Below are 17,660 nucleotides of genomic sequence, written 5' to 3'. Positions count from 1 at the left end.
TTCCTGTCAAATAAAAAATCATGAAGTGGTCTCCGGAGGACGTTAAGGTCATAATCCCCATCGGAGGGGAGGCCACGAGGATGAGGCCCTTAACAGTGGAGACGTCCAAGGCCACGGTCAGACTTCTCAACAGGCCCCTACTGGAGTTCCCTATCCTCGAGTTGGCCAAGCAGGGGGTCAAGGAGTTCATCTTCGGAGTTAAGGGGTACATAAATTACAAGTCGCTTTTCGACACCTTCAAGGAGGGGATAGGCTTCTCCGCCAGGTATGGCATAAAGCCCAGGGTACACTTCAAGTACCAGCCCAGGGTCGACAGCGTCGGAAACGCGGACTCGGTGAGGATAAACATGGACTACTACAGGATAGAGGACATAACCCTGGTAATACAAGGGGACAACCTAATCAAGGTAGACCTCAAGGACTTAGTGAACTACCACCTGGAGAGGGGGGCACTCATGACCATAGTCCTCAGGAAGTGGCACGACGTGAGAGAGTTCGGTGTAGCTGAGTTGGGGGACGACATGAGGATCAAGAGGTTCGTGGAGAAACCCAAGGAAGGAGAGGCTCCCTCCAACCTGATAAACACCGGGATATACGTCCTCTCCCCCAAGATAAGGGACGTGTTCGCTAGTGAGGAGGTGAGCATGATGAGGGAGGAGGGTAGGATGGACTTTGGGAAGGACGTAATACCCTACCTCATCTCCAAGGGTTACCCGGTGTACGGCTACGTCACCGAGTCCCTCTGGTTCGACGTCGGGACGCCAGAGAGGTACTTGGACGCCATGAAGACCCTGCTCTCCACGCTGGAGGAGAGGGACATTATGGCCAAGAGGGTCGACGAGAGCAAGAGGATCTTCGTCCAAGGGACTAGCCCAGACTCCATAAGGAGAAGGAACGTCATAGTCAATAAGTACAAGAGGGGCAGGCTCAAGGTTGAGGGGAGTGTCCTCGTGGGGAGGCACTGTCAGATAGGGAACAACGTCTACCTGGAGAACTCCACAGTGGATAACTTCTCCATGGTCAAGAACAATGCCAGGATAGTTAGGAGCGCAGTGATGGACAGGGCGTATATAGGGGAGGGGGTTGTGATAGAGGACTCTGTCATAGCGAGGCATGTGGAGATAAGGGGAGGGGCCAGGATAATCAGGAGCGTCATAGGGGACGACGTAGTCATAGAGGCGGGAACTGAGATAGTGAACTCCAAGATATGGCCCCATAAGACCATAAACGCAAATAGCAAGATTCATGATACAGTGCTGACTTAATATACCCGTGAGGTTCGCTAGTGTCGGTAACGGGAGGCTCCTGGTCACTCTGGACAGGCACGGTAGGATAGTGGACTTCTACTTCCCCTACGTGGGTTTGGAGAACCAAACCTCAGGAAACCCGGTGAGGGTGGCCTTCTGGAATGGGGAGTCCCTCTCCTTAGACGAGGAGTGGAGGTCGCAGGTGACGTATCAGGAGGCGACGAACGTCGTGGAGTCCAGGTGGTTCCTGGAGAGGGAGAAAGTGGAGATAACTGCTTACACCTTCGTGGACGTGGACGAACCCGTCCTCTACGCCGTGCTAAAGGTACTCTACAACGGTGAAGGGGAAGGGAGGGGTAAGCTCTTCTTCGTCCAGGACTTCAACATCTACTCCAACCCCTACGGGGACACTGCCTTCTACGACCCTTACACGTCCTCCATAATACACTATAAGTCCAAGAGGTACGTCGCGGTGAAGATGATGTCGGCCCCAGGCTACCCAGTGGAGTTCTCCGCCAGTAAGGGAAATCCCCTCGACGACCTCAAGGACGGGAAACTGGATTACAACCCCATATCCCACGGCAACGTCCAGTCTGCCCTAGGGGTCGAGCTACCCCTGAAGCCCAAGGCAGTTACCAAGTTATACTACGTCATGGTAGCTTCCAGGAACCTGGAGGAAGTGAGGAGGTTGCTCCAGAAGATAAGCCCTGCACAGGCCGAGAGCTCCTTCGTCTCGGTGTTCCAGTTCTGGAGGAGCTGGCTCTCCAAAGGGAGCTGGCCCTCCAACCACGAGAGTTGGCTCTACAACGTGAGCCTCATAACCGTGAAGAACCACATGGACGTGAACGGGTCCATAATAGCCTCGTCCGACTACTCCTTCGTTAACATCTACGGTGATGCCTACCAGTACTGCTGGCCTAGGGACGGGGCACTTGCTGCACACGCCTTGGACGTGGCGGGTTACGGTGAGCTTGCCATGAGACACTTCAACTTCATAAGGGACGTCGTGAGCAGGGAGGGGTTCCTCTACCACAAGTATAATCCCAACAGGACCTTAGCCAGCTCCTGGCACCCCTGGCTCTACATGGGTAAGAGGATCTACCCTATCCAGGAGGACGAGACGGCACTGGAGGTCTGGGCCATAGGGTACCATTACAGGAAGTATAGGGACCTGGACGAACTGGTGGAGATATACAAGGGGTTCGTGAGACCTGCACTGAACTTCATGACCAGGTTCGTAGAGGACGGTTTACCGAAGCCCAGCTTCGACCTCTGGGAGGAGAGGTACGGGATACATCTCCACACAGTCTCCTCAGTGTACGGGGGGCTGGTGCAGGGGGCAGAATTGGCGAGGGGGATGGGGGATGAGAGCTTAGCCGAGGACACTCTGGAGGTCGCTAAGTCCATGAGGGAGCAGGCCCTAAAGAGGCTCAGCGACGGGAAGAGGTTCTTCCGTAGGCTCGACGAGAACCTCCAACTTGACCCCGTAGTCGACGCCAGCATGTACTCTCCCTACTTCTTCGGAATGGTCAACCCAGGGGACCCAGTGATGGTGAACACCGTGGAGCTGATCCTGCAGAGGCTTACTGTGAACGGAGGGATCGCCAGGTACGAGGGCGACTCATATCAGAGGAGGAAGTCGTCCCCGAACCCGTGGATCATAACGACCTTGTGGGTAGCCGAGTACCTCATAGACTCGGGGAGGAAGACCGAGGCTGACCCACTCATAAACTGGGTCACGAAGAGGGCCACCCCCTCAGGTCTGCTCCCGGAACAGGTTGACCCGGAGACCCTAGAGTCAACCTCCGTGTTACCCCTGGTGTGGTCCCACGCGGAGTTTGTAATCACCTTAAATAAATACCATGGCAAATACTAGAGCAATGTTAGATCCCCTGGAGTGCGAGGAGAGGGAGTGGCTCATCCCCACGGGCACAGGAGGTTACTCCTCCTCAACGCCATGCGGGATAAACGCCAGGACTTACCACGGCCTGCTGGTGGTACCCCAGGATCCTCCCCACAGGAGGTTCATGACCCTCTCCAAGGTTGAGGACTCCCTCCTGGTGGACGGGCACGAGTACCCCATGAGTACGAACCGTTACCAGGGGGACGTGTTCCACCCTCAGGGGTACAGGTACCTAGAGAGGTTCGTCGCTGGGGAGAACTTCGTGACCTGGGAGTACTCCTTCGACAAGGTGAGGGTGGAGAAGACACTGGTGGTGAACAGGGGCAACGACTCTATTATCCTGAGGTACAGGAGCGGGGGAGGGGTGGTGAGGGTTTGTCCGCTGGTCACGTTCAGGAGCCATCACCTGGTCATCAAGGAGAGGCACCCCATCTTCTCCTACTCCAGGGACGGGGGAGGCTTCACCCTCACCGTTGGGAACAGAGCCTTCCTCAGGTTGGATGTAGAGGAAGGATTTCAAGTGGAGGATACGGGGTACTGGTACTACAACTTCGTGTATAGGTTGGACAGGGAGAGGGGCTCCAACTACCTTGAGGACCTCTACAATCCCTTCTGCCTAATCAGTGTTGGGAACAAGCTGACCCTACACGCATACTGGGGGGAGAGGGGTGAGGAGGTTGAGTTGAAACCCTACAGCCAGGAACTCCTGACCCTACTCTCGAACGCTTCCAAGTCCTTCGTGGTCAAGGGTAGGGAGGGTTACGCCTTGATAGCCGGCTACCACTGGTTCGACGAGTGGGGGAGGGACACCATGATATCCTTGGAGGGTGCACTCCTCATGAACGGGTCCCAGAAACAGGCCTCCCAGATCCTCTCCAGGTACTTCGAGAGGGTCAACAGGGGGATGATGCCCAACAACTTCCTGGGGAACGAGGAGGTCATGTACAAGGGGGTCGACGTGTCACTCTGGGGGGTAAACGCTCTGTTTAAGTATTACCTTTACACCAAGGACCTGGACCTGGTGAGGAAGCTATTCCCCAAGGTCCTGGAGGTCTTGGACGAGTACTGGAAGGGGAACGGAGTGGTGTTCAACAGGGGAGGTCTGCTCTACCACTCGGGTTCCCCCAGGACATGGATGGACGCCCAGTTCGACGGCAACGTCGTGACCCCGAGGGAGGGGGCAGCGGTTGAGGTAAACGCCCTGTGGTACAACGCCCTCATGATTGCCTGGAGGTTGGGGGAGGTCATCGGTTACGATGCCGAGGAGTTCCAGGAGAAGGCGAAGACGGTGAAGTCCGCGTTCCGGGAGAGGTTCGTGTTCGAGGGAGGACTCTATGACTACGTGGATTGGGACGGGAGACCGAACAGGGCCGTTAGGCCGAACCAGATATTCGCGATCTCCCTACCCTTCCCAGTGGTGGAGGGAGAGTTGGCCAAGAGAGTGTTGAGGGTAGTGGAGGAGAGGTTGGTGAGACCCTACGGCCTCAGTACCTTAGCCCAGGGCGAGCAGGGGTACACTCCCTTCTACAGGGGAGATAGGAGGAGTAGGGATATGGCCTACCACAACGGCCCTATCTGGCCATGGTTGGTGGGGGCATACGCTGACGCGAAGGTGAGGTTCGAGGAGGATCCCATAGAGGTGAAGAGGCTCCTGAACGTTTTCAGGCCTCTCCTGAACCTGGCCGAGAGGGAAGGGGGATATATACCTGAGCTCTTCGAGGACATACCCCCCTACAGGAAGGGAGGGTGCATAGCCCAAGCGTGGAGTGTGGCCGAGGTCTTGAGGGGAGTCAGTAACGTAATAAACCTCTCGTGAGTTGTCCCCCCAAACGACTGGGAATCATGAATTAGCTATTTAGGAACCTAGCCCTCATGGCAAGGAGGAGGTCAGCTAAGGGATCTCTGGTTGAAAACTCTTCCATTAAATAAACGATATTAGTACATACTCTTTTATATCTAATACTCAATTCTGCCCTATGTTCGTGCTACAGGAAATAAGAAAAGACCTGGAGTCAGGTCTGCCCGTCCTACTGTACGACTTCGACGGGAGAGAGGAGGAGGTAGACATGGTATTCTACGGGGGCTCAGTCACGTGGAAGACAGTCCAAACCTTAAGGAAGGAGGCTGGCGGGCTAATCTGCTACGCCACGGGTAAGAGGGAGGCCGAACTCTTGGGATTGCCCTTTCAGACGGAGATCATGAGGTCCATTCCGTCACTGTCGAGACTAGTTAAGAGACCCGTGTACGGTGATGAACCTGCGTTCTCATTGTGGGTAAACCACAGGAAAACCAGGACGGGGATATCGGACGAGGATAGGGCATTGACGATCTCCTCTCTTCACAGGGTGGTGGAGACGCTCAAGTCCGACGTAGAGGAGGCGAGGGAGACCTTTTATCAGGACTTCTACACCCCTGGGCACGTACCCATATTAGTGTCCAGGGGCCTAGAGAAGAGGAAGGGACACACGGAGATGTCGGTGAAACTCATGGAGGCGGTTGGCCTAGAGAAGAGCGTGGTTCTGGCCGAGATGCTGGGGGACGGGAGGAGCATGGGTAAGGAGGAGGCCAAGAGGTTCGCGAAGCATAACGGTTTTCATTTCCTCGAAGGTATCCAGGTGATCAAGGTGATCTCCCCTTGAGTTTCAGGAGGATTTACGGGGTCGCGGACACCACATTCTCCAGGGTTAACATGGGTGAGCTGGCTGTGAAGGTCATAAAGAAAGAAGATCCCGAGGGAGAAGTGAGGAGGTACACCGTGCCCGGAATCAAGGATCTTCCGGTGGCTGCCAAGAGACTCATAGAGTCAGGCTGTCACGGCGTAATAACTCTTGGGTGGGTCGGAAGGACGCAATTGGATAAGTACAGTTACTTAGCTGCAAGCATAGGGTTGATAACGGTACAACTCATGACCTCGACTCACGTAATAGACGTCACGGTTCACGAGGATGAGGCTGAGGACGAGGAGAGACTTAAGGAGATAGCCCTAGATAGGACGAGGAAGCACTCCGTCAACCTGGTGAAGCTTGTGAGAGATGGCTGGAAGGCACTCACTCCCTTGGCAGGAAAGGGTCTCAGGCAGGGGTACGAACATGCAGGAGAGATCGATTAAGCTCGGCATAGTTGTGGCGGAGTTCAACTACGACGTGACCAACCTCATGCTGACCAAGGCCTTGGCGCACGCTAAGTTTCTTGGAGCTGAGGTCAAGGTAGTCTTCAAGGTACCCGGAACCTTTGAGATACCCTTGGCAGTGAAGAGACTGTTGGCCAGGGACGACGTAGATGGTGTCGTCACTCTCGGTTGTGTGATAAAGGGAGAGACCAAGCATGACGAACTCATCGCTAACCAGCTGGCCAGGCTCGTCTCAGATCTGAGCCTGGAGTATAACAAACCAGTGGCTCTTGGTGTTATAGGCCCTGGAGCTACGCATGATCAGGCCTTGGAGAGGGTGGAGGAATACTCGACCAGGGCAGTGGAATCTGCCATCAAGATGGTTAAGAGGCTCAGGGACGTGGAGAAGGAAGGAGAGGGTACGGTGGTCGTAGAGTGAAGGTTCTCCTCCTGGAGCTTTATAACTACCGGGAATGGACAGAACTCTTGGGGGAAGACAGGGAGTGGAAGATTCAGGAGGTTCAGCACTTCCTTTCCTACAGGCTGGTGGACAGGGTTTCACAGATGGGAGGAGCGCTACTCCCCCTCAGGTACGACCTATTCCTCGTCCTAGCTGACGGGATAATGAACGCTAAACTCACGTCTCTCTTCAGGTACGCCGTCAGGCTCTCCCCAGTAATGGTGAGGGGTTGTATGGGCCACGGGAGGAACCCCGTGGAGGCACAGGGGGAAGCCAACGACTGTTTACACGATCTTGAACCCGGGAGATTAAGTCTGGGGAACTATGAGGACTCTCCTGTAGCTGTAGTACACTATGACCTAAACGGGTTCAGGGACCTCACGGCACAGACCTCCATGTACAACGCCTTCGTTGAGGTACAGAAACTCGTCCTGGACGTCATGCTCAGGACATATAAGTTGGGTGGGGTCACACAGTACCTGGGAGGGGACAATGTGATAACGTTCCTGAACCCTGAGGACGTGGATGGGGCCCTGGATCTAGTCTCCACCAACGTGAAGGCCGGTGTGGGGATAGGGTTCACTCCTAGACAAGCACTGAGGAACGCTACCAAGGCCCTCACCGAAATACGCAAGGAGAGGAAGGTATTGTGGAAGATCGTCAGCGGACAGTGAACGTGGCCTACGCTCTACTGGGGGAGGAGCTAGAAATAGCTGAGAGGGTTCACCTGACCTTAGAAGACGGGAAGGTCCAGCACGTGGGTAAGGGTTGGGTAACTGGGGGAGAGACGTACCCCACTGGGCTCATTCTCCCCGCGTTGGTCAACGCACACGTACATACGTTCGACTCGGCCTTTCCCGAGTTCGGTATGGGACTGACCTTAAAGGAGGCGGTAGGAGATCCTCAAAGCGAGAAGTACAAGCTGATCGGGTCTCTGACTCAGGATAGGTTGAAGGAATCCACTCTGGATTTCCTACGTCGTTCCAGGAAGATCGGCGTGATGAAGGTCGTAGACTTCAAGGAACTCGACCTTCTGGGGGCAAAGGTCGCGAAGGAGGTGAAGTTGATCTCCCCCATAGAGTACGTGGCTCTAGGAAGGCTTGACGGAGACTTCAGCAGGGAGAGGCTCGAGACCCTGAGGGATATGGTGGATGGATATGGGTTAAGTAGCGTCACATCGGTTACTAGGGAAACCATGAAGGAGATAAGGGAGGTGTTCAAGGACAAATTGGTCGTCGCCCACGTTTCAGAGACGTTGAGACAGAACCTCTCCAGGGACCTGGAGACTATCCTGAGTGACCTAAGGCCCGACCTCGTAGTTCACGGGACGAGGCTCGCGGAGAGTGAGCTCTCCCTTCTAAGGGACGAGGGGGTAGGGCTGGTACTGTGTCCCAGGAGTAACCTGTGGTGGGGAACCGGAGTTCCCAACGTGCCCCTCATCTTCAGGGAGGAGGTTCACACGCTCTTGGGTACGGACAACGCGGCGTGGAACGACCACGACCTATGGAAAGAGATGGAGACGGCACTGTTGATCTCTAGGTTATTGGAACCTGGGAGTGACTACTCCAGGGAAGTCCTGAAGGCTGGCACGGTGCACGGCGGAGCCAACCCCATCCTGGAGGGTCATGAGTTGACGGGAGTGATAGTTGAGGCCGAATGGACTGGAATAACCAGGGCGATCAATAAGTACGCCGCCATAGTCAAGAGAGGTGGTCAAGTCATTAACGTTATAAATGAGAGGGTTCAAGGGGGGCGGAAAAACTCGCCTCCTTGAGGCGGAGATGGCTCCTTTGTAGTTTTAAGCCTCGAATCGCTCCTCTCAAGATGTCCTACCCTGGTCGACTTCTAGAGGTGCGGGGGCCGAACATATCCCTAGATGCCTAAGGTGGGCATCCACTAGGCTAAGTACTCAAACAGGAGGACGAACGTCATACGTCTCCTATCAATGAGAACACTAAGGTAATGAGAGATTCGGGCTTCATAGGATTTCATAGTATTTAATATCAATCCTCAGCCCTTGAGCTTCACTGGGGTCACGGGGAAACCCGTTACTCCTCCGCCCCCTTAGCGGGGTAACCCCAACCCACCTACTCCCACTGGGAGTGAGAGAGAGGTGGGGAAACCCGCACATCTTGAGGTAGATATTCAAGGACGCGTTCAGTTGCCTGTCCAGGTGAAACCACACCTCTCACACCTGAAAGTCCTACCTTTCGGAAAACCCGTCCACATCTGGGGCAGGACTTGGATGTGAGGTGAGGGTTCACCTCCTTAACTAGGGAGCCGTATAGTGGGGCCTTGTACTTCAACAAACTATGAATGCTCCTCCATACAGTCCTGGAGATCCTTTTAGACAACTTGTCGTCAGCGTCTTGGAACATCTTCTGTTTGTTCAGTTTCTCAACAGCGATCAGAGTGAGTGGGTACATCTCAAGAAGCTTGTTGACGAACTTGTGAACGTAATCTAGGACGCGGTTCCTTTCACGGTGTGAGTACTTCCTCATCAACTTCTCCCCTTTCCTACCGTGCTTGGAAGCGAAGGACTGTATTCTACCCCTCTTCAACTCCACTTCACTTCTCTCCTCTCAACCTTCTTCTTTTCCCACAACCAGTCTAAAGCCCTCTGCAGTAGGACTCTGTAGTTCTCCAGTAGTACTTCACTCTCCTCCCCCTCGTCGTTCTTCATGGAGTAAGTTAGGTAGACGTACTCCTCCTCTGGCTGAAACGATTTAAGCCTTAAGCTCTTCGACGCACTTCCTCACCTTCTCGTACTCGTGACTCCCCACTCCTCGCAATTTCTCCCTGAACGATACGTATAGAGATCAAGTCCTCGATCAACTCTTGTTCCGGCGTTTTGTCCTCCCAGTTCAACACCACGAGCTCACGGTCGTGTGCTTTGCACACTTCCTCAAGTATCTCGAAGCCGAACCTAACAAGTCTGCCGGGATAAGCAATGGCTTTCGACACCTCGTTGTTTAGTATCATCCTCAGTTGAGGAAGCCCTTCCTCTTCACGTTCAACCAAGACCCCACGTCTTTTATCACCTTCGTAATCCTTAACGTTCTCCTCTAGGTATTTAACCTGGTTCACCAAGTCGTCCTTTCGCTTGTTCGATACCCTAGCGTATAATGCCACTTTCCTCCTCTTGACAATACCCATTAACTTCTCTACATCCTCCCTGAACCTCCACTTCCCGGTCTGTACTACTGGTTTTATTTATCCCTTCTTTACGTATTCTCTGAGTGTTGCATAGGATATTCCTAAGCGTTGGCAGACTTCCTTAGGTCTTAGCATTGTATAAAAGTTTATGACGAAATGATATAAACTTTACGGTTTGTCTGAAACTGTTGGCTACGGCCTTCCGAGCTTTCAATCCTTCACTTGAGAGATCATCTTCCAACCCTCTTTTGGGGGATATGACGAGAGCCTCTTTTGAAACCTCCGGCGACGTTTCCCTCCACGCAGTGAGAAGGGAACTCTTCTTATTGATTAGAAAAAAGTAAAACATACACTCAAAACTTGAAAAAGCATATCAATCTATCACGATCAGAGGTGAAATACCTTATAATTAATAAGGAAGATTTATAATACATAATTCATTTTTCACTTGATTACTCCATGTCCCAAAGTCCACTCTTCAACTACCTCAGATACGCTACGATCGTCTCATACTTCTTTTCCTCGGTCTCAGCTGTAGTATTCATGGTCTTAGCAATAATAAGGGCCACCTTCGAGGCTGCCTATATCTATGACGTCTCGGGCTCCTTCTACGTACCTAACCTCTTTCTCCTAGCCCTCGAGGTCGGTACACCCATATTCTCTGTCATGTTCGACGCCGTAGTGATATTGGGAATACAGCTCATGCTGAATAGGATATACATCATGAACGTAATCAAGAGCTCCCTGGTCATACTACTCATGGCCTCAATATTCGCATTAGTCTCTTCCTCGAAGCTGAATCCCTTCGATAAAGAGACCCAGTTTCCCTTCATACTTAGCGGCTCTCTGGCCATGCTCTTCAACGGAGTTGCTCTGGTCATATCCCTCTGGATGAGGAACCTCGAGAGGAAGATGTATGGATGATAATCAAACCGCAGATACAGTGGCACCAGGTACCCTCCCTCAGGGCCCCCTACCTCTACTGGAGGGACGTCATCGTGGTCTTGGAAAACCCTAACAAGGTGCTTGTGGTGGATGTGTGGAGGGATCAGTTGGCCAAGTACAGTCCTCCACCTGGTGCCAAAACCTTCAAGTTCACGTACAGGATAGGGGTATTAGATCAGGAGAGCGTGAAGTACCTGGAGTGTGTCGGCGAGGCCCTACAGAGGAGGCTCAACCCTCTCTTCAGGAGGAACTTCCGATGTGATAAGGACACGGTGGTGATGTTACCTTAGACGTGGAGTCCTTCATAAGGTGCTTGGGGAAGGTTGTGGAGGTCAGAAGGATGTCTGACCTGGAGTGGAGCTTCAAGTTGAGGGAGACAATAATGCTCAACGGCAACCTCAGGGTTATCCTAGGAATCGTAAGTGAAGTAGTGGTGATATTCAAGAACCCCGAAGGGAGGGGATGGGTTAAGTTCACTGGGGACAGGGTACTGGACTCCGGATATCAAGGTATATTGGGTCCCCAAATATCTCCTAGGTTCAGGGAGTGTTCTCAACACCTGATCAGGAGGGAGCAGAGGCACGGCAGATGACGAGAGAGCGTGTACCCGTAGGTAATGTCTACCAGCTATGTGACTTTCCGTGCTTTTAATAACCTCCAATTCCCTCACAGGTTTGAAGGGCCGTACCTCTTTTCCCTCATGTAAGGACTGTTGGGCTAGATATGGAAGCTACCAAAATAGGAAAGAAAAGCGAGTACACCCTAAAGGGTGAAACGAGCCCCACTCAAATTGGAATACCTAAGATTATCAACCTCGATATCCCTAATTATGCCTGAGAACGGCTTGTCGATTATTTCCACATATTCAGGGTAAGCTGTGCACTCAGCAGCAAGGGGTAAAACCTCTCTAAGGAATTGCGATAAAGGTACTCTTTCAACAATCAATTTATCTTTCTCCTCTACTTTAATTACTATCGGTATCGACAAGACTTCCGATTGTTTAAGTTTAACTACGGCCTCGGCTATATAGTAATTTGCTTGAATATTGTTGCATAGTACGAAAGGCTTAGCTTCCCTAGCCCTATCTTGGACTACTTTGTTGAGAGTATGAATCAACAGCCCTATCCTAGACTCGTCTACAGAGCTAAGGTAATTCCCTACTTTTATTTTACTCCCTTCTATGGAACCCCCAGATAAAATTACTACTCTCTCTAGAAGTGAACGCACACTTTCCCTTAGCTCTTTTCTGTTCTTAAAGCCTGTTAACATCCTAACTTTTTCTATATCTGAGAGGGGGCGATTCAGGTCTCCATTGCGATTTCTATTTGTTTCTATAGAATGAAAGTGACTTAATTGATCCTTCATCAGTACACGAAAAGGGGACGAGCGCTAGGTCATACCATGAGACATCTATCCAATCACGTGATGACCACGCTCGTCCCCGAGGTAGTTGGGGAGGACGCGCTATTAAATGAAATAGCTGAGATGGAGAGGAGGGCCCTGGAGGAGGAGAGGAGGACCTCCCCCAGGTCGGTAGACCCAAAATCACCTCCTTGAAAATAAATCTATATTAATAAGCGGTTCTATTGATTTAAATAGAAAATCTTTTAGATTGAATAAATCATCAGAAAACAAGAGTATTAGGAGTAACCTGAACTGCTCCCTCCTCACCTCCCCCTTGAACACGGTGTACAGGGAGTAGAAGGCCACGGCCAGCACGAAGATCAACGTGCGGAAGACGAACTTGGTGGAACTGGTGAAGGGGAGAAAAGCCTTGATGTTCCGGTAAGAGGTCTCTATGGGACCCCTCACCTTGTTGTACAACTTCAACACCTCCCCCTTCGGTAGGTTTAGATTAGTCGCCCTAGCGAAGTAAACTAGAGTCCTCTTCTTTCTCCTGACCTTCTCCTTGCTGTACACGAGGAGCCTGAACTCGACCTGCTCGTCCCTCCTGTGCCTCTTACTGTTCGTCTCGTACTCGCCGTCGAACTCCTGGTAGACCTTAACATCACCAACAGGGACGGCAATTATGTACTTGAACTGCGAAACGAAGTTGAGCACGTCAATCGCGTAGAAGCCCGCGTCGAGAGTCATCAACCTTACCTTGAACCCCATGGCGACGACTTGCTCCACGAGGGCCTTCACGACCTCATCCTCGGTCATCCCCTTGACTTGAGTGACGAAGGCCAGTAGGAGCACTTTCCCGTCTTTAGTCGTCGCAGTTGCGTAGTTCCAAGAGCTCCCCTCCTCCGAACTCCCGAGTCCTCCCACCGGTCTCCCGTACCAGGTCTTGGTTGTCCAGTCTATTGAGAGGTCTATCTCCTTGACTCCCTTCAGTACCTTCAAGGATATTTTCCTCACTTGTTCCAAGAGTTTCTCAATAACTTCCACCCCTTGCTCCTCCACGTAATTCCTCACGGTCTGTGGGGACACGCCATACACCCTCGACTTGCTTTCCACCGAATCGTTCCACAGACAGGCCGAGATGAGGGTTCTCGCCACCTCTTCTCTTTCCCTTGAAGGAGAACATGGAAAGTAATTTATATCCTATTTGTTGTACGTTATTTTGGTGAGGGAGATAGTGTATTATCACCTTGATCTCCCACACGGTAATACCACATCTCCCTCACCTTAAACCTTTCTTCAACTGAATTCTTAATACTCATATAAATCCTGTTATCTATCATGAATCGATATTATTCTGTCAGAATTATTTTTCATAATACGATTTTGGGTCTACCGAGGTACGCCAGGGGGAAGGAGGTGAGGAGGAGGGGTTACGCCAGGTACAGGTTCTTGAAGGGGTTCAAGGTCTCCCTCCGGGGTAGTGTACGGGCTGGAGTGGGTCACGGTGAGCTTACCCGTGCTGTACAGGGGAGAGGGTGAGGACTGGAGTGGAGGAGTTGCTCATGGAGGAGAGGCTGGTGCTCAGGGCCCTCCTCCTGCCCGTGTTGGGAGGGAAGTTGAACGCCGAGCTCTGGACCCAGGAGCTGGAGGTGAGGAGGGACTTCAAGTACGTGATCGTGGACGGGAAGTACGTGAAGTTGAGGGGAGGAAGGAAGGGGGTGCTCCCGATCGCGTTGGGACTCACGGAGGACGGTGTGAGGGCCGTGCTTGACGTGGCCCTGACCGGGGAAGAGGACGTCGTGAGCTACTGGGACCTCCTGGTGAGGCTATGGAGGAGGTACAACCTCACCCTCGTTGTAGCCGACGGGGTGAAGGCCCTAGACACGGCAATCTCCCGCTCCTGGATCCAGGTCGCGAGGCAGACCTGCCTGGTCCACCTCAAACGAAGCAGGAGGGTGAGGGACGCACTTGACTCCTCTCCCTCGCCGTCCCCACCCGGGGCTCTCCTACCTCCTTGCCCCCAGGGAGGCCCCCTCCTCAGGTCCAACAACCTGGCCGAGTCCTTCAACTCCATCCTGGAGAGTTCTGCAAGTGCCACTCCCCCTGGAGGACAGGATCGCCCGGGCCATAGCCCTCAACTACAACCTCTCGACCTGTTATCTCGTTCTTGTAATAATATTATAAGAACCCTTATTTCTTCGTAAATTGATCAAATATATTCAGTAATTCCTCAATTGAGTAAGTTCAAATCAACAGAGATATTACAATTCGCAAAGGAGTCCTGAATCGCCTACGACACTAGCGGTACACGATTTTCCAAATACTGCATGCAAAGAACGATATCACTCTTTAAGGTCTACCGGGGTAGGAGTGTGCAAATTAATTATCAACTCAATAAAAACTTATATAAAGGGATGAGTTTTATCTTTCTTCCCTCCCTTTCTTCCTCACCCTCTATATCATAAGTGACGACGACCAACTCTCTAGCCCTCAACATCTCTTCAGCCTTTAAGAGAGCCTTAAACTCCCTCTCCTCCACCTTATCCGAAGAGTATGTCACTTGCAGTAATCGTGAATTTACCTCATCGTAAAAGTCGACCTCAAAGTCCTTACCTTTGACGTAATGCAGACCCTTTAACTGGTTGTCTCTGAGTAGCTTTAAGGCGACTAGGTTCTCCATCACCCTCCCCTTGTCCTTAGCCCTCAGAGCTACTCTCGAAATGACGCCTGGGTCTACTACGTACACCTTTTTATTGTATGTCAACCTCTCCCTGGGTTTTTCGCCGTATCTTGGTAGGAAATAAACTAGGTAAGCGTTTTCTACGCCAAAAGACCATAAGTCTACAGTCTTCTTATCAACTCCGATAACCTTTGCTAGTTTGGAGAGGGATACCTCGGATGAGTAGTAGGAGATCAAACTCTTAGAGAAGTCCTTAAACTTCTCCAACTCCCTGACTTTATACCTGAAGGCTACGTCTTTAAAGAGTATGTCGTTATATATCACGTCAATTTGATCCCTACCTATCATCAACGCTTCCGGGAAACCCCCGACTTCCATATACCTCTCCAACTCTACATTCACCTCGGCAATCCTCCTCGTAGATATAGGGGTCTCCTCACTAACCCTCTTAAACCTTAAGTACTCCCTGAAGGAGAAGGGGAAGAGTATAAAATCGGAATGCCTACCCGTAAGCGAGGTCGCTAGCTCTCCCGATAACATTTTCGAGTTACTTCCCGTTATTATCACCCTTTTGGTCTCCCTCAGCCTGGAGATGAAGAGTTCCCAGCCCTTGACGTTATGCACTTCGTCAAAGATGAGGTAACCTACGTCGCTACTATAGACCTCATATATAGCTTGTTCTACTAACTTTAAGTCTTTGGCTATTAACCCGTAAAGGTTCTCGTCGTCGAAGTTCAAATAAGCGAACTTGACGTTTAATTCCTTAACTAACATTAATGATAACGTGGATTTTCCAGACCTCCTGACTCCTAATATAGCCAGGACGTTTGGTACAGTTAGAAATCTCGAAATATCCCCCGTGTCCCTCTTAATGTAATTAGATGCCAATTTTTCCTCAACCAACTCCTTCTGGTCGGCGACTATCCTTTTAGCCTCTTCCGCATTCATATATGAGTTTATTCCACCAACTTATTTTAAACTTAGTGGAGTTTATTCCACCAACTTATTCAATGTCAGGATAGAGCAAGAACGTCTTATGTTGTCACCGGGGTTTGCTCTATGTTTTCATTAATGTTAAAAGGTGATGAGTGGTTTGTCCCCTTTAAAACACCTCGCTCAGTGGGTGTTTTATCTCTGTCTAGTGAAAAATAAACGGAAATGATTCTCTGAGGAGAACATGAATCCCTGCTTGGTCGTATTAAAGCTGTAGCAATTATAGTACTTGGTATGCCTTAATGCTACGCAAATAGTTTCACCTAGCTCTCTGTATTCCAACTCATAGGAATTACGATTAATATAGTATCACTAACAAATGATAAATGTATGCTATCACTTGAAAAGTTTAAAGTCTCTTCAATGATAAAGTGCTTCATAGAGAAGGGTTACGACACTGTTACGGCTCATTCGGCCGCTTTTCTTATATTGCTTGCTAGGGGGATAAGGACTTCTCGGATTTCAGACCGGTAGATGAAGGTGTGATGTATACTAGTTACGTTGAGTCCTCATGTAACGGTATAACGCCTGAGCTAAACGCAAATGATGAAGTGATCAGGGGCTTAGCGTTAAAATTGTGGAAAAAGATCGTTAAGGATAACGTCGATTTTGATGAAGAGGAGTTAAGGCTTATGAAAGAATTGGGTATTAACATATGAAAAGGATAAGAGATCCGATTTACGGTTATGTAACGCTCGGAGATGATGAATTAAAGATAGTTGATAACCCCTATTTCCAGAAGGTTAAGATATATTAGACAGAACGGCTTGGCTTATTTAGTTTTCCCTTCGGCTACCCATTCGAGGTTCGAACACAGCCTAGGCACTTTTCATGTAGCTTCCTTTATGGTAGAGAAAGTAAAGGCGTCGATAGATAAATCTTTGGTCAAAAAAGTGGCGTTAGTTCATGACATAGGTCATATGCCTTTCTCTCATACGTTTGAAGACGCAGTCAAAATCCTTGATGTAATGGAAAAAGGGAAGAATAGCCTAGGAAAAGAAACGTCTAGGAAAGATCAAATAGAAGGAGAGCATGCTGATGGGCGATTCAGGGCTCCTTTGCAAATTGTAATATCTCTGTTGATTTGGACTTATTCAATGGAGGAATTATTGAATATATTTGATCATATCACGAAGAAATAAGGGTTCTTGTAATATTATTACAAGAGCGAGATAACAGGTCGAGAGGTTGTAGTTGAGGGCTATGGCCTGGGCGATCTGGAGTATCCTCCAGGGAGAGTGGCACTTCCCGAACCTCCTCCTCTCCAGGAGGGAGTTGAAGGACTCGGCCAGGTTGTTTGACCTGAGGAGGGGCCAGAGCTCCCTGGGGGCGAGGAGGTAGGAGAGGAGGGGAGAGCCACGGGTGGGGACGGACTCGGCGAGGGAGAGGAGGAGGTCCAGCAAGACCCTCACCCTCCTGTCCACCCTCCGTTTGAGGTGGACCAGGCAGGTCTGCCTCGCGACCTGGATCCCGGAGCGGGAGATTGCCGTGTCTAGGGCCTTCACCCCGTCGGCTACGACCAGGGTGAGGTTGTACCTCCTCCACAGCCTCACCAGGAGGTCCCAGTAGCTCACTACGTCCTCCTCCCCGGTCAGGACCACGTCAAGCACGGCCCTCACACCGTGGTCAGTGAGTCCCAACGCGATTAAGAGGACCCCCCTCCTTCCTCCCCTCAACTTCACGTACTTCCCGTCCACGATCACGTACTTGAAGTCCCCCCTCACCTCCAGCTCCTGGGTCCAGAGCTTGGCGTTCAACTTCCCTCCCAACACGGGCAGGAGGAGGGCCCTGAGCACCAGCCCCTCCTCCCTGAGCAACTC

16 protein-coding genes and 5 pseudogenes are annotated in these 17,660 nt (G+C 51.2%); 14 read left to right on the top strand and 7 right to left on the bottom strand.

Features of this window, described 5'->3' with window-relative positions; genetic code table 11:
* Window positions 1-20: 20 nt before the first annotated feature.
* The 8 genes from METMK1DRAFT_RS03900 (at window position 21) to METMK1DRAFT_RS03865 (ending at window position 8,493) form a co-directional block, all read left to right on the top strand.
* Entirely contained in the window at window positions 21-1,265 is a 1,245-nt protein-coding gene (locus tag METMK1DRAFT_RS03900) for a sugar phosphate nucleotidyltransferase (RefSeq protein WP_009071143.1), read from the top strand.
* Between the two features lie 7 nt (window positions 1,266-1,272).
* Entirely contained in the window at window positions 1,273-3,123 is a 1,851-nt protein-coding gene (locus METMK1DRAFT_RS03895; RefSeq protein ID WP_009071140.1) for a glycoside hydrolase family 15 protein, read from the top strand.
* Between the two features lie 4 nt (window positions 3,124-3,127).
* Window positions 3,128-4,966, top strand: coding sequence for an amylo-alpha-1,6-glucosidase (locus METMK1DRAFT_RS03890; RefSeq protein WP_009071138.1), 1,839 nt, complete (start codon window positions 3,128-3,130; stop codon window positions 4,964-4,966).
* A 160-nt stretch (window positions 4,967-5,126) separates the two neighbouring features.
* Window positions 5,127-5,789: a 3,4-dihydroxy-2-butanone-4-phosphate synthase gene (locus METMK1DRAFT_RS03885; RefSeq protein ID WP_009071136.1), complete on the top strand. Its 663-nt coding sequence runs from the start codon at window positions 5,127-5,129 to the stop codon at window positions 5,787-5,789.
* A 50-nt stretch (window positions 5,790-5,839) separates the two neighbouring features.
* Entirely contained in the window at window positions 5,840-6,259 is a 420-nt protein-coding gene (gene ribC, locus METMK1DRAFT_RS03880) for a riboflavin synthase (RefSeq protein WP_048087601.1), read from the top strand.
* Window positions 6,240-6,698, top strand: a complete 459-nt coding sequence (ribH, locus tag METMK1DRAFT_RS03875) for a 6,7-dimethyl-8-ribityllumazine synthase (RefSeq protein WP_009071133.1) — start codon at window positions 6,240-6,242, stop codon at window positions 6,696-6,698. Before ribC ends, ribH begins: the two co-directional genes overlap by 20 nt.
* Window positions 6,695-7,393 (top strand): GTP cyclohydrolase IIa, encoded by a 699-nt coding sequence (locus METMK1DRAFT_RS03870; protein ID WP_009071131.1) that lies wholly within the window; start codon window positions 6,695-6,697, stop codon window positions 7,391-7,393. The genes ribH and METMK1DRAFT_RS03870 overlap by 4 nt, the downstream gene beginning before the upstream one ends.
* Window positions 7,369-8,493 carry an amidohydrolase family protein gene (locus METMK1DRAFT_RS03865; protein ID WP_048087401.1) on the top strand — a complete coding sequence of 375 codons (1,125 nt, stop codon included), beginning with the start codon at window positions 7,369-7,371 and terminating at the stop codon, window positions 8,491-8,493. The genes METMK1DRAFT_RS03870 and METMK1DRAFT_RS03865 overlap by 25 nt, the downstream gene beginning before the upstream one ends.
* 204 nt (window positions 8,494-8,697) lie before the next feature.
* On the opposite strand, the pseudogene METMK1DRAFT_RS16195 reads toward METMK1DRAFT_RS03865, so the two are convergent.
* From METMK1DRAFT_RS16195 to METMK1DRAFT_RS03855, 3 genes and pseudogenes are all read right to left on the bottom strand, one after another.
* Window positions 8,698-9,286 (bottom strand): annotated as a pseudogene (locus METMK1DRAFT_RS16195) (RNA-guided endonuclease InsQ/TnpB family protein); the annotation flags it as partial.
* Complete coding sequence (locus tag METMK1DRAFT_RS19970) at window positions 9,277-9,402, bottom strand: hypothetical protein (RefSeq protein WP_009071125.1); 126 nt, start codon at window positions 9,400-9,402, stop codon at window positions 9,277-9,279. The pseudogene METMK1DRAFT_RS16195 and the gene METMK1DRAFT_RS19970, both read right to left, overlap by 10 nt.
* A 43-nt stretch (window positions 9,403-9,445) precedes the next feature.
* Window positions 9,446-9,932, bottom strand: a pseudogene (locus tag METMK1DRAFT_RS03855) (IS607 family transposase).
* Window positions 9,933-10,334: 402 nt separating this feature from the next.
* Between METMK1DRAFT_RS03855 and METMK1DRAFT_RS03845 the strand changes: the two are divergent.
* From METMK1DRAFT_RS03845 to METMK1DRAFT_RS03835, 3 genes are read left to right on the top strand one after another with little or no spacing between them, the layout of a single operon-like run.
* Entirely contained in the window at window positions 10,335-10,799 is a 465-nt protein-coding gene (locus METMK1DRAFT_RS03845) for a hypothetical protein (protein WP_009071118.1), read from the top strand.
* Window positions 10,796-11,110 carry a hypothetical protein gene (locus METMK1DRAFT_RS03840; RefSeq protein ID WP_009071115.1) on the top strand — a complete coding sequence of 105 codons (315 nt, stop codon included), beginning with the start codon at window positions 10,796-10,798 and terminating at the stop codon, window positions 11,108-11,110. Before METMK1DRAFT_RS03845 ends, METMK1DRAFT_RS03840 begins: the two co-directional genes overlap by 4 nt.
* Window positions 11,111-11,112: 2 nt before the next feature.
* Window positions 11,113-11,412 (top strand): hypothetical protein, encoded by a 300-nt coding sequence (locus METMK1DRAFT_RS03835; RefSeq protein ID WP_009071113.1) that lies wholly within the window; start codon window positions 11,113-11,115, stop codon window positions 11,410-11,412.
* 170 nt (window positions 11,413-11,582) lie between these two features.
* Here METMK1DRAFT_RS03835 and METMK1DRAFT_RS03830 read toward each other — a convergent pair whose 3' ends face one another.
* Window positions 11,583-12,185 (bottom strand): hypothetical protein, encoded by a 603-nt coding sequence (locus tag METMK1DRAFT_RS03830; RefSeq protein WP_009071110.1) that lies wholly within the window; start codon window positions 12,183-12,185, stop codon window positions 11,583-11,585.
* A gap of 36 nt (window positions 12,186-12,221) precedes the next feature.
* Between METMK1DRAFT_RS03830 and METMK1DRAFT_RS17375 the strand changes: the two are divergent.
* Window positions 12,222-12,350 (top strand): annotated as a pseudogene (locus METMK1DRAFT_RS17375) (transposase); the annotation flags it as partial.
* A gap of 15 nt (window positions 12,351-12,365) precedes the next feature.
* On the opposite strand, the pseudogene METMK1DRAFT_RS03825 reads toward METMK1DRAFT_RS17375, so the two are convergent.
* Window positions 12,366-13,413: pseudogene (locus METMK1DRAFT_RS03825) on the bottom strand (ISH3 family transposase).
* A gap of 146 nt (window positions 13,414-13,559) precedes the next feature.
* Between METMK1DRAFT_RS03825 and METMK1DRAFT_RS03820 the strand changes: the two are divergent.
* Window positions 13,560-14,351 (top strand): annotated as a pseudogene (locus tag METMK1DRAFT_RS03820) (transposase); the annotation flags it as partial.
* Between the two features lie 202 nt (window positions 14,352-14,553).
* Here the strand turns inward: METMK1DRAFT_RS03820 and METMK1DRAFT_RS03815 are convergent.
* Entirely contained in the window at window positions 14,554-15,795 is a 1,242-nt protein-coding gene (locus METMK1DRAFT_RS03815) for an ATP-binding protein (RefSeq protein WP_009071098.1), read from the bottom strand.
* An 890-nt stretch (window positions 15,796-16,685) separates the two neighbouring features.
* Here METMK1DRAFT_RS03815 and METMK1DRAFT_RS18860 point away from each other — a divergent pair.
* Window positions 16,686-16,982 (top strand): HD domain-containing protein, encoded by a 297-nt coding sequence (locus METMK1DRAFT_RS18860; protein ID WP_009071088.1) that lies wholly within the window; start codon window positions 16,686-16,688, stop codon window positions 16,980-16,982.
* Here the strand turns inward: METMK1DRAFT_RS18860 and METMK1DRAFT_RS03805 are convergent.
* A partial coding sequence (locus METMK1DRAFT_RS03805) for a transposase (RefSeq protein WP_009071087.1) occupies window positions 16,947-17,660 on the bottom strand: 714 nt, incomplete at its 5' end. The two genes, METMK1DRAFT_RS18860 and METMK1DRAFT_RS03805, sit on opposite strands and share 36 nt — an antisense overlap.

It is taken from the genome of Metallosphaera yellowstonensis MK1 (genome assembly GCF_000243315.1).
In the GTDB taxonomy this organism is placed as follows: Archaea; Thermoproteota; Thermoprotei_A; order Sulfolobales; family Sulfolobaceae; genus Metallosphaera; species Metallosphaera yellowstonensis.
Note: the sequence above shows the minus strand (reverse complement) of the source record. Positions and strands in the feature narration are given on the sequence as shown.